The following is a 12,025-nucleotide window of genomic DNA, read 5'->3' on the forward strand; positions in this document are numbered from 1 at the left end:
TTGGTGGGCGCACCAGGGCTCGAACCTGGGACCCGCTGATTAAGAGTCAGCTGCTCTACCAACTGAGCTATGCGCCCGGAACTGGTCCGGAAAAAGGCCTCGCAAGAGCCGGTCGTTTAGCAAAGCGATCTTCCGATGTCCAGCAAGCCTGTGGGCTTTTCCCGACCCTGATGGGCCCTTCTGGATAGCGGAAAAACCAGGCGGGTTCCGGCCGCTCCGGCGAAGGGGCGGACGGCGGAGGCAGAAAAGCCGCCGGAAGGCCGGCGGCTCTCATGTGAGGGGATTTTCCTCTCGTCGGCGCCTTTGGTTCGCCTATAGCCGCTCGGAATCCGGCCCGCGGTCGCCGTCGAAGCGGCCATGCTCGAAGCGCTCGCGCCAGCCCTCGCCGTCGTGGTGACGGCCATGGTGAACCAGCATGGCGAGCCGGCGCTTCTGGCCGTCATCCAGCGTCTTGTAGAGCGGATCGGCCGCATCGGCGATCTTTTTCAGCGCCGCCGCCGTCGCCGCCATTCTGTCGGCGCGATTGCGCAGGCGCGTCACCGGATCAGGCCTCGCCTGATCATCGTTGCTGGCTTCTGCAGCTTCGCGCGCTTTCGCGCGGTCGATCCTGATCTTGACGAGATCGCGCACCGCGCTCTCCACCGGGGGCCAGAGCTTTTCCTGATCGGCCGTCAGCTTCAGACCCGCGTGCAGCGCCGCGATCCTCGCATCGGCCATCGCGGCGCGATCTTCCGCGTTCATCCGCACATGATGGCCCATGTGCTCGCGGAACCAGTCGTGCTGAGCATAGACGGCGGTGGTGCCGGCAATGGCGAGAGCGGCGACCCCGGCGATGGCAAGCTTTCTCATATCAACCTCCCTGAAAGGTGGGCGGAGCATGGTCAAAGGCGCTTGCGCAATCAACTTACAGTTCGGCAACAGACGCCACTCTTACAAAAGTTTAATTCCATTCATGACGGGAAATAATTGATTCAGATCATACCGAGCAGGTGCGGCAGCCACAGCGAAATCTCCGGCACGTAAGTGATGAGGCCGAGGAAGACGAGCATGGCGAGCAGCCAGGGCAGCACGGCGATTGTAATCTCGCTGATGCCCATCTTGGCAATGCCGCTGGCGATGTAAAGGTTGAGGCCGACCGGCGGGTGGCACAGCCCGACCTCGGTGTTGACGATCATCAGGATGCCGAGATGCACCGGATTGATGCCGATCTTTGTTGCGAGCGGATAGAGGATCGGCGCCATGATCAGGAGGATCGATGACGGATCCATGACGTTGCCGGCCGCGAGCAGGATGACGTTGACGACCAGCAGGAAGGTCCAGACGCCGAAATTCTTGTCGATGATCCACGCCGCCATTTCCTGCGGGATCTGCTCATGGGTCATCAGGAACGAGAACAGCACCGCATTGGTGATGATGTAGAGCAGCATCGACGACATGCTCGCCGCCTGCAACAGCACCTTGCCGACTTCGGTGAGCTTCAGCTCCTTGTAGATGAACACGGTGATGAAGAAGGCATAGGTGGCGGCGACCGCGGCCGCTTCCGTCGGCGTGAAGATGCCGCCATAGATGCCGCCCAGCACGATGGCAATGAGGGCAAGCCCCCACACGCTTTCGCGGAACGCCTTCACGCGCTCGCCGAACGTCGCCCGCGGCATCTTCGGGTAGTCGCGGCGCCTGGCGATGAAGAAGGTCACCAGCGCGAGCATCAGCGCGAGCAGGATGCCGGGCACGATGCCGGCGATGAACAGCGCGCCGATGGAGGTGTTGGTGGAGACGCCGTACAGCACGAGGATGATCGAGGGCGGCACCAGGATGCCGAGCGCGCCGGAGGTCGAGATCACGCCGACACCAAAGCGCTTCGGATAGCCGTGCTCGACCATCGCGGGCAGCATGATCGAACCGATCGCCACCACGGTCGCGACGCTCGAGCCGGAAATCGCCGCGAACATCGCGCAGGCCGCAACGCCCGCCAGTCCCAGTCCGCCCGGCAGATGGCCGACCAGCGATGTCGTGAACGCGATCATGCGCCGCGCCACGCCGCCGCGGGTCAGGAACGTGCCCGCCAGGATGAAGAACGGGATCGCCATGATCCCGAAATTGTCGAGGCCGGAAAACAGCTTCAACCCGACGCTCTCGATCGGCACTTCCGTCATCGTGAACAGGAAGGTCAGCACGGTGAGGCCGAGCGAAATCGAGATCGGCATGCCCGTCAGCATCAGGGCGAACAGCAGGCCGAAGATCAGAGCTGCGCTCATTTATGCTTCTCCCATCGCGATCGGCGCCTGGGGAGAAGTGACCTCGATGCCCTCGACGTTGGCGGCATCGTGATGCGGCAGTTCGCCGGTGCGGAAGAAGCTCCAGGCCACCTGGAGGAAGCGGAAGCACATCAGGTAGGAGCCGAGCGGAATGCAGGCGTAGACGATCCAGCTCGGGATCTCCATGTCGGGCGAGACCTGATCGGTGTGCATCAGCTCGATGACGAACTTGGCACCCATGGTGCCGACGATCGCGGTGAACGCCACGCCGCCAAGCAGGCCGAACAGGATCACCCACTTGCGAGGACCGCCCGTCAGCCGCTTGATCAGCACGTCGACGCCGACATGGATGCCGGTGCGCACGCCATAGGCCGCGCCGAATTTCGCCATCCAGATGAACATGTAGATGCAGAGTTCCTGCGACCAGGAGAGGTCGATCCAGAACAGATACGGGTAGAGGAAGGGCACATCGACGAGGAAGCGATGCACCACCGTGACGAAGGTGATCAGCGTCGCCGCACCCATCAGGCTCGCGATGATGATCTCCTCGAGCCGGTCGAGAATCTTCAGTAGCATCAAGTGTCCCCCGTCATGGCCGGACGCATCCACTCGCCTGCCCAGCCATGGATCTCTAAAGCATCATGGAATGAAGTTGAACTGCAACCACGATGAAGGTGAGCTCCCTCGCTCCGCCTGCGGCGCCGGGACGAGCATAGCTCGCCCTGAGAGGGTTGGGGTGAGAGGGATTCTCCGACGACACGGAGCGTGGAAAGTCCCCCTCACCCGATCGCTTGGCGATCGACCTCTCCCCGCAAGCGGGACGAGGTGAACTGAGCCAGCCTACGCGGCGAGCCAACCAAAAATCATATCGAGATCAATTCATCGGGCTGCGGCCCGTCTCCTTCAGGAACTCGTCGATCAGGGGCTGGCCGACGCGGCTGGCGACCTCCTTGTAGACCGGCATCAGCGCCTGGCGCATGGCCTCGTTCTGCTCCGGCGTCAGCGTGATGATTTCGGTCTTGCCGGACTTCTTGATCTCCTCCAGCGCCTCCTGGTTTTCCTTGGCCGACTGGCTGTTGCCGAAATCAGTCGCTTCCTTCATCGCCTTGGAGAGTTCGTCGCGGATGTCGGAAGGCAGGCCGTCCCAGAACTTCTTGTTCACGACCACGACATAGCCGATATAGCCGTGATTGGTGACGGTGGCGTATTTCTGCACCTCGTGCATTTTCTGCGTGTACATGTTCGACCAGGTGTTCTCCTGGCCGTCGACCACGCCGGTCTGCAGCGCCTGATAGACGTCGGAGAACGCCATCACCTGCGGGATCGCGCCCAGCGTGCGGAACTGCGCTTCCAGCACCTTGGAGGACTGGATGCGGAATTTCAGGCCCTTGTAGTCGGAGGGCGCAATCAGTTTCTTGTTGGCCGACATCTGCTTGAAGCCGTTGTCCCAGTAGGCAAGGCCCGTCATGCCCTTCTTGTCGAGCAGCTTGAGCAGCTTGGCGCCCAGCGGACCGTCGGTGACCTTGCGCAGCGTCTTGAGGTCCGGAAGGATGTAGGGCAGGTCGAACACCTCGAACTCCTTGATCCCGATCGGACCAAACTTGGAGTTGGACGGCGCCAGCATCTGCACGGCGCCGAGTTGCAAGGCTTCCAGCTCTTCCTTGTCCTTGTAGAGTGTCGAGTTGGGATAGACTTCGACCTTTACCTTGCCGTTGGTATATTTCTCGGCGAGTTCCTTGAACTTTTCGGCGGCCTTGCCCTTGGGCGTATCGGCGGCCACGACGTGGCTGAACTTGATCACGATCGGCGATTGCGCCTCAGCCGGTCCGACCAGCGCCATTGCCGCGACGGACGCCGCCGCCAAAATCAGGTTTCGCATGTTTCCTCCCGCTTCACTCACCTGCCGGGAAGGCGCGCAAGCGCACCGCCCCCAAAAGCCTCTTGCCCACTTCGCCGCACCTTTTAGTGACAAGGTGGGCGAAAGGCCATTGCCCGTTCGCAGGGAGGCACGGAATCTGATGCTGCAATGCAGCATGGATATCCCCTGTCTCCAGCGTCGTTCCGGGGCGCGGCAAGGCCGAGCCCGGAAGCCATTCCTCCTCGGATCGTGCTGCACGATGGGTTCTCGGGCTGGCTGCGCATCATAGCCCGCGCGCTTTGCCCGCGCCCTGGAAACCACAAGGACCACGCAGACACACCTGCGCCTTGCCGCGGCGCGCCTCGCCCGGGTTTTGCATCGTGATCGCGTCCTCGAAATCGGAGGGCGCAGGGAAAGCCGGGTGCTTCAGCGCACCCGCAGCTCCGCGTGCAAGACGTAGAAAGCACGCAGATCAGTCACCACAGGTACACCGGAAATCCCCGGCCTTCCCTGCGCGACGGTGCTACGGTTTCCTTCGTGGTCTCCCTGGTGATCGGGCTTTCTTGCCACCATCGCCTGCGGACTGATCCGCCGACTTGATACCAGCGTCGAGATATCTGTTGCTCGCTCTCCGAAGTTCGTGTGCAACTGGCGGCACCACTTTCACGAACTTCGGAAAGCTAGGAGCAACAGTAACTTTTTGATTCCAGTGCCGCTTACGATTTTGAAGTTCCTAGAAGGAATCGCGGCGACTTCTGGAGGAACTTCAAAATCGGCGCCACTGGTACGCCACGACTTCGCCGTCCGCAAACCGCACCGCTCGTCGGGCGATACAATTTGCGGCCATCGCATCCCGCACTCCACGTTCGTGACGACGCGTCCGCCCCTCCTGATGAGCGCGAGACGGGCGGGCTTCTAAAATCGATTTGCCCGACGCCACAAGCGAAAACGCCTGCGACATTTCAACACGACGGGCAAATCAGTTGGGCGCAAAATATCTGTCAACTATGATCTTCTTGTCAGGCGCAAGCCTTGGCTGCAGCCATACCGGCAGACCATTGCTGTCGACCAGCGCGCGAATTTTGCTCGTCAGACCGCCTCGTGACCTTCCCATCGATTGGCGCTGGTTCCTGGTGATGCAGGCGCCATGCTGATGCACGCGGATTATGGAGCTGTCGATCATCTGGACAGCTGCATCATGAGCGGCGGCAAGCGCGTCTATGATGCGGCTCCAGACGCCAGCTTGCCGCCGGCGGCTTGATGGCAGCGGATTCATAACTGGCTGGTTCGTCGCGCATGATCCGAGCCCGGAGGTTTGGGAATTTGAATCATCGGCGTCCGGCCAAACACAACGCTCTTGGCTGGCCTGGCTCCGCGGCTGTCGGGAGGAAAGCGGACGTCAACCAGCCGACCATCCCCGCTGAATCGCCGAAAATGGATCCACAGGAGACATCGCCAGCGCTCTCGGAACCGGACATCATGTCGCTCATCACACCCGTCTTACAGAGTTCCATTCGAAGTCATCAGCCGGTCGCTGTCTCGACATGCCGAGCCAATTTATCCAGGGTCTGGTAGCCGAACTCGACGGCGCCGAAGCCGATCGTCCTGTCGCGCTGTGCTTTGGTCGGATGCAGTTGCCGCAACGTGATCACGGTCTTGCCGTCGCTCTGCTCATCGAACGTAATCGTGAGGCGAAAACGGGCTGGATCGTCATCCATGTCCGAACCGTGATCAATCTCGATCAGGTGCGGCGGCTCGATGCGCCGAAAGCGCATTCGAGTCGTAAATCGCTGGCCGTTTGGGGCAAGCATGTCGAAGCGCCACACGCCGCCGACGCGAATGTCGATTTCCTTGGTTTCGATCTTGAACCCTGCCGGCCCGAACCAGTTCGGCAAATGCTCCGCTTCTGTCCAGGCAGCAAAGACGATATCACGCTTTGCCTTGATGACACGCGAGAGAACGATCTCGCGCTCGATATCCCAGTGTGCGAGGGCGGCGTCCGAAGTTGAGGTCATGGCTATTTCCTGTGCTCTTGAGGATGTAGTGTGGTGCATCAGTCTCGACGCCTTCTCTTCTTTGGCGGCTTCTTCTCAAGCGCGGCAACATAAGACTCAAGTCGGTCAAGGCGGGCTTCCCAGATGGCGCGCTGCTCGACGAGCCACTTCTCGGCCCCCTTCATGGAGCCTGGCATCAGGCGGCATGTGCGGATGCGGCCATGCTTCTCCGACTCGACGAGGCCACCGGTTTCCAACACACGTATGTGTTTCATCAGGCTCGGCAGAGCCATGTCGAATGGCTGAGCGAGTTCGCCCACGGAAGCCTCGCCTTGCGAGAGCCGTGCAATGATTGCGCGCCGCGTTGGATCGGCGAGCGCGCTGAACACGTTGTCGAGATGAGGAGAATGGTTAGCCATATAGTTAACAATAGATGCGTGACGAGCATCTGTCAACAATAGCTTTCTAATTGGATAACTGTCTGTGTGCCGGCGCGCCGGCGGGAGCGTCCGTTCATTAGAATGCGCTGGCAACACCGCCGCAAAATGCGTAGCGATAGATAGGCAACCGCCGGCATTCGTTGCTGCTGATTATCGCCGGTTACTTCGTGCGCGAAGCCGCAATTTCTGTTCCCGGGCCGCGAAATGTCCGCTTTGGAATCGCGAATTTTCCTCGATTTTCGTCTCTTTGGCCCATCGCGTCATTTAGCGGCGACGCAATAACTCGGCCGCTTCCGGAGCGAAGCAGACATCGACGGTCGCCCGAGGCGTGACGGGGAGCGACGCGTTTGACCCGATGGCGACCTCGGCAATCCACTTTGAATGTGGTAATGAGAGAGGCGGTCTTGACCGGGCAAATACAGGCTCAGGCACTTCATCAGGAGCGAGCCGGGCAATAATCCGGACCGCCCCGGCTGAACAATTCCTATCAGGCATTTGGAGATAGTAGGCGACCCAAACCCAAGGGGTAAAGATATGGCAGCACTGACATACGGGGTGATCTGCTACGTCGTTTTCTTTGGATCATTTCTTTACGCAATTGGCTTCGTCGGCAACCTCGTTGTGCCGAAGTCTATCGATATTGGCGGCGGTGGGCCGATCACCCTGTCTGCCTTGATGGTCGACACCATTCTTCTCGGGCTTTTCGCCATCCAACACAGCGTGATGGCTCGTCAGAAATTCAAGCGCGGGTGGACGCAATTTGTGCCGCGTCCGGTAGAACGCAGCACTTACGTCTTGTTCTCAAGCCTCATCTTGCTGTTGCTTTACTGGCAATGGCTGCCCATGACCGACGTGATCTGGTCCGTTACCAATACGACCGGTGCGATCATCCTCCGGGCTATTTTCTGGATCGGCTGGGGCACGGTGCTGATCAGCACGTTCCTGATCAATCATTTTGATCTGTTTGGGCTGCAGCAGGTTTACGCACACTGGCAGGGCAGGACAGCGCAACATCCATCCTTCCGCACGCCGCTGTTCTACAAATGCGTTCGCCATCCGATCTATTTCGGCTTCCTGCTGGCGTTCTGGGCAACACCGACGATGACGGCCGGCCATCTCCTGTTTTCTATCGCGACAACCGGCTACATCATGATTGGCATGCTGCTGGAGGAGCGCGACCTCGTTACATTCCACGGCCAGGCCTATATCGAATATCGCGAGCGCGTCTCGATGATAATTCCGATGCCGCCGAAGGGAAGCTGATCGCGACTGTCGTCCAGACCGCAAGCTGCTGCAGCGATCTTCCGCTGCAGGTTTCTGCACACGCCGCAAGGGCCGGAATGTCGATTGTGGCCGGAGTTGCCTATCCATGAGGGGCGGAGTTCGTCCGCTCTGCCTCCTCAAGTCAGACGTCGACGTGCTCCGCTATCGCAAGGCCACGGGTGCAGCGGCCGACCATGGACGGCATCTGGCTGTAACAAGTGGGCGGACCTTCGCATTCATTCCTTCTTCGCCAACTTCCCGAGCACGGCAATTTGCCGGAAAAAGTCCTTTATCGGCCGCGCCGGGCTTCCAACCACTTTGGCACCCGGAGCCACATCGGACATGATGCCCGCCTGCGCCCCGATTGCCGCTTCCTGACCAATCCGAAGATGTCCGGCCAGACCTGCCTGCCCTCCCACGCGGACAAAGTCCTCGAGGACTGTTGAACCCGAAATACCAACCTGAGCGACGATGACGCAGCACCGGCCAAGCACAACATTGTGCCCGATCTGTACAAGGTTATCGAGACGCGAGCCGGCGCCGATCACGGTGTCTCGCGATGATCCCCGATCGATCGTCGTATTCGCGCCCACTTCGACATCGTCTTCGAGGATGACGCGCCCAAGCTGTGGAACGGAGAGAAATCCATCTCGGGTGGAGGCAAATCCAAACCCTTCCTGTCCGATGCGGGCACCCGGATAGACGTAAACGCGGGCCCCCAACAGCGCGTGGCTCAGGCTTACATGTGCGCCAATCCGGCAATCCCTGCCAAGAATCACGCCGCTTCCGATGATTGCGCCGGGTCCGATCCGACAGCCAGGTCCGACTTCCGCGCCGGTTTCGATTACAGAAAGCGCTCCAACCTCGGCCGAGGGGTCGATGAGAGCACCATCAGCCACAATTGCGGACGGATGAATGCCTGGAGACGGCGGTGGTACGGGATAGAACAACGCAGCGACGCGCGCCCATGCCGCGTATGGCTCCCTTGTTACGATCGTCATCGCCGTCTTTGGTGCTCGCGCCGCCATGTCAGGATGCACGATCACTGCGCCGGCCAAGGTCCGATCCAGTTCCGAAGCATATCGCCGATTGTCCAGGAAGCTCACTTCCTTCGGGCCAGCCATTTGCAGGGGAGCCAGACCTTCGAGGAGAAGTTCGGCTTCATCGGCAATGCCCCGCGCGGCGCATGCAACGGCGGCAAGTGAGTATGGCCCGCTCCGGTGAAAGAACCTCGGGTTGCCCAGAGTTGCTTCGATCATTCTGGTTGCTGCCGTGGCTGGACACGTGTTGGCGGGCTGAAGCTATGACTTTAGTGTGAGGTCAGCATCCAAGCCACTTAAGTTTATTTTTAGAATCAGAACCAGGGACATCAGGAAGCGGACCGCGTAGCCTCCGTCGGGGGATCCCATGGTTGATAAGTCAAGCCTGCTCAGGCAGGCGGCAATGCTGTTGAGGATTTCAAAGAACACCCTTGATCAGAACCTGGCCGCCACCCTGGTACAAAGCGCAGCCGACTTGCAGGGGAAGGCAGAAGCAATGGATGACGATCTCCCGGCGAGCGACAGGGCATTTGGCAGGAAGTGAAGCCGCGTTTCAAGCTCCCTTGACCGCTTTGTTCAGCCGACCGCTGCGCGGAAGACGCGCATATAGTTTCCGCCTGCAATCCTGCCCGCCTCTTCGGCCGAGAAACCGCCCCGCAGCATCGCCGCGACAAGGTGTACCCACTGCGTGTAATCCGGCAGAATGCCCGGATTGGACGATTGGTCGGTGCCGATACAAACGTGATCCACCCCGACGACGTCGGCCATCTCCTTCAAGCCGTCGACATATTTTTCGAGGCTCGGGAAAAAATGCCAGATGCCGATTGCGCCCCCCGTCTGTGCAATCGCCCGCGCATGGTCTCGACTGATCTGCCGGGCGGCGAGCGGCGTCGGCCCCATCGCGGGGGAGCCGGAAATCGCCGTGTGTGACAACAGCAACGGTTTGGTCGAGACCCTGACGGCTGCCTTCGCGGTGTCCTCGGTGGCATGCGCGACATCGCAAACAAATCCCAGACGCTGGCAAGCCCGGATTACTTCCGCTCCATAGGGAGTGAGCCCGTGATGAGTAACGATGCCGGTCTGGAAATCGCCGATATCGTTGGGCGTGTAGTGCACCAATTGAACGTGCCTGACGCCGCGCTGGTGCGAATGCTCCAGCCGTTCGAGTTTGCCCTCAAGGAAGTCCAGCCCTTCCACGTCACCCACGATTGCGGGCTGCCCCGCGGCATGTGCCGCCTCAAGATCGGCTGCCGTCAACGCGCGTCGCAGGTTGTGGCTGGCCACCATCTCATCGACCCAATCGAGGCGACCGAGATGGTACTTGTAAAGCTCACCCGGCTCCGGCGTGCGCATTGCGGTCAGCACGCCGGCGGCATTCCTGCGGAGAATGGGAGCGTCCGGCACGTCTGCAAGGCAGGCAACAGCCAGTGAGCCGGCCCTCATACCTTTTGCAAGATCCCCGTTGGGAGGCGCTTGCGACATGATTCCAGTCATCCCGCCGTGCGTATGCACATCGACGGAGATGGACTTGCGGAGTACGTCGAGCGCGGCCGACGCATTCTCGGCCGTCTGGGCTGCCGCGCTTGATCCACGCGGCCCCACGCCACCGCTCAGCATCGTGCCGACCGAGGCCAGCGCCGTACTCCACATCCACTGCCGACGAGTGAACGCGTGAGGGTGTCCGTGTCCGCAGCAATCGACACAGCAGCAATCCATGTGGTCTCCGAAGCTGGTGTTGGCGTCAGGTCGGCCCGATTGAACCTCAAGGTGCAACAGCGTTCAAGGGCAAGCTGGAATCACATGGGCACGTTACATGGGCACGCGACGGCGAACGCTCATCATGGCAGTCCCGCAGCGTAACCCGGCCGCGGGAGTCGCGCTTGATCGAAGATATGCCTCCAGGTCTTCATGAGGGCGGATGTGAACTCTTTCCCCGTTCGCGCGGCCCACCTCGATCCTGGGCGCTCAGCTTCGTTATATAGGACGGAAGCGAACGCCTTCATTCAATGACTAAAGAATTGTTTACGAATCAAGAAGCCTTGGAACCGCCTCGAATTGGTGCTGTTGCTTCATTGGTCGCAACGGAGGAAACAGCCATGAAATATAGATCGACGGGAGCCGTCCTTCTGGCAGTGGCGCTTGCTGCATCGTCCCCTGCATTGGCTCGTGGCGGACACGGGGGCGGTGGACACGGCGGTCACGGAGGCGGCCATTTTCATGGTGCCCACGCGGGCGGCTTTCACCGCGGCGGTGCCCACTTCGCCGGGCGCGGCTATCGGGGCGGTTACCGCAGAGCCTACGGTGGTTATGGCGGTTACGGCGGTTACGGTGGATACGGCTATGAGGGGCCAGGCATCATAGGCGGCCTCATCGCAGGTTCGCTACTCGGCGCGGGAATGGGCTACGGTGGCTACGGCTACGGTGGCTACGGCTACGGCGGATTTGATGATGACGACTGACAAGGTAACTGAATAAAAAATTCGCGAAATAGAGTTAGTTCGGCAACTGATAGGGCAATCGTTCGTCAAAATGAGAAATTTGGAGAAGTAGGATCGGCAACTCCTCTTCACCATCCAGCGGAGATTTGCCGGTTCGCCCGTTCGGCGGCGCTCGTGGCTCGCATAGAAATCCGAAACTCGCTCCCGTTGCTGGTTGCTTCAGATGTGCGTGCGTCTTTCTGCCGTATCAAAGGCGCTATGTACTGATGATACCGCAGAAGCTTTTTACGCGGACGCCTGATGCGCGCGTTTCGCATTGGCAGAACACTCCACCATCGCACGGACTAACTCCACCATCGCACGGACTAATATCCTTGAGGCCATATTGTTTGAAACAGAAAGCCCAGCGGCGCGGCTTCTCGCTGAACAGGGAATTACCGCCAAGGCATCTTGAACCTTATCGCTCACAGCAACGGGTGGCATCCTGTGCAAGAGCTTATGGCAAATAGAGAACTCTAAAGACTCCTCCGTAGAAAGACATCGTTCCCGGCGCTGCCGGCCCGCGCTACACTGCAGCCGTGGATACGCGGCGCCTGACGTTTCGGTGTGCAGGCGCAACCGACATTGAAAATCGCCGATTGAGTCCCCCAACAGGGCCGGCGCGATTTGCCTCAGCATCCGGACAGGTCGCACACTTCCAATACTTTCAAGGATCGTTCCCGGACACAGTTGGCAAA

General features: G+C 60.2%; 10 protein-coding genes, 1 tRNA gene and 1 pseudogene. 2 read left to right on the forward strand and 10 right to left on the reverse strand.

Annotation, left to right across the window (positions count from 1 at the left end):
• Position 1 precedes the first annotated feature (1 nt).
• The 8 genes and pseudogenes from NEZ08_RS05765 to NEZ08_RS05800 form a co-directional block, all read right to left on the reverse strand.
• A tRNA-Lys gene (locus tag NEZ08_RS05765) sits at positions 2-77 on the reverse strand.
• Positions 78-312: 235 nt separating this feature from the next.
• A complete protein-coding gene (locus NEZ08_RS05770; RefSeq protein WP_298105034.1) occupies positions 313-849 on the reverse strand; it encodes a Spy/CpxP family protein refolding chaperone in 537 nt (178 codons plus the stop codon).
• 122 nt (positions 850-971) lie between these two features.
• Complete coding sequence (locus tag NEZ08_RS05775; protein WP_298105037.1) at positions 972-2,255, reverse strand: TRAP transporter large permease; 1,284 nt, start codon at positions 2,253-2,255, stop codon at positions 972-974.
• Positions 2,256-2,831, reverse strand: coding sequence for a TRAP transporter small permease (locus NEZ08_RS05780; RefSeq protein ID WP_298105039.1), 576 nt, complete (start codon positions 2,829-2,831; stop codon positions 2,256-2,258).
• 298 nt (positions 2,832-3,129) lie between these two features.
• Positions 3,130-4,134: a TRAP transporter substrate-binding protein gene (locus NEZ08_RS05785; protein ID WP_298105041.1), complete on the reverse strand. Its 1,005-nt coding sequence runs from the start codon at positions 4,132-4,134 to the stop codon at positions 3,130-3,132.
• A 1,024-nt stretch (positions 4,135-5,158) separates the two neighbouring features.
• Positions 5,159-5,362, reverse strand: a pseudogene (locus tag NEZ08_RS05790) (IS5/IS1182 family transposase); the annotation flags it as partial.
• A 274-nt stretch (positions 5,363-5,636) separates the two neighbouring features.
• On the reverse strand, positions 5,637-6,128 hold the full coding sequence (locus NEZ08_RS05795) for an SRPBCC family protein (protein ID WP_298105044.1): 492 nt from the start codon (positions 6,126-6,128) through the stop codon (positions 5,637-5,639).
• 38 nt (positions 6,129-6,166) lie between these two features.
• On the reverse strand, positions 6,167-6,526 hold the full coding sequence (locus NEZ08_RS05800) for a helix-turn-helix transcriptional regulator (protein ID WP_298105056.1): 360 nt from the start codon (positions 6,524-6,526) through the stop codon (positions 6,167-6,169).
• A 555-nt stretch (positions 6,527-7,081) separates the two neighbouring features.
• Here NEZ08_RS05800 and mddA point away from each other — a divergent pair.
• A complete protein-coding gene (gene mddA / locus NEZ08_RS05805) occupies positions 7,082-7,810 on the forward strand; it encodes a methanethiol S-methyltransferase (protein WP_298105047.1) in 729 nt (242 codons plus the stop codon).
• Between the two features lie 236 nt (positions 7,811-8,046).
• Here the strand turns inward: mddA and lpxD are convergent, their stop codons facing one another.
• Complete coding sequence (lpxD, locus tag NEZ08_RS05810) at positions 8,047-9,069, reverse strand: UDP-3-O-(3-hydroxymyristoyl)glucosamine N-acyltransferase (protein WP_298105048.1); 1,023 nt, start codon at positions 9,067-9,069, stop codon at positions 8,047-8,049.
• Between the two features lie 357 nt (positions 9,070-9,426).
• Positions 9,427-10,566 (reverse strand): membrane dipeptidase, encoded by a 1,140-nt coding sequence (locus NEZ08_RS05815; RefSeq protein ID WP_298105051.1) that lies wholly within the window; start codon positions 10,564-10,566, stop codon positions 9,427-9,429.
• 380 nt (positions 10,567-10,946) lie between these two features.
• Between NEZ08_RS05815 and NEZ08_RS05820 the strand changes: the two genes are divergently transcribed.
• Positions 10,947-11,309 carry a hypothetical protein gene (locus NEZ08_RS05820; protein WP_298105054.1) on the forward strand — a complete coding sequence of 121 codons (363 nt, stop codon included), beginning with the start codon at positions 10,947-10,949 and terminating at the stop codon, positions 11,307-11,309.
• Positions 11,310-12,025: the final 716 nt, after the last annotated feature.

The sequence above is a fragment of the Bradyrhizobium sp. genome (assembly GCF_027451485.1).
Lineage (GTDB): Bacteria > Pseudomonadota > Alphaproteobacteria > Rhizobiales > Xanthobacteraceae > Bradyrhizobium.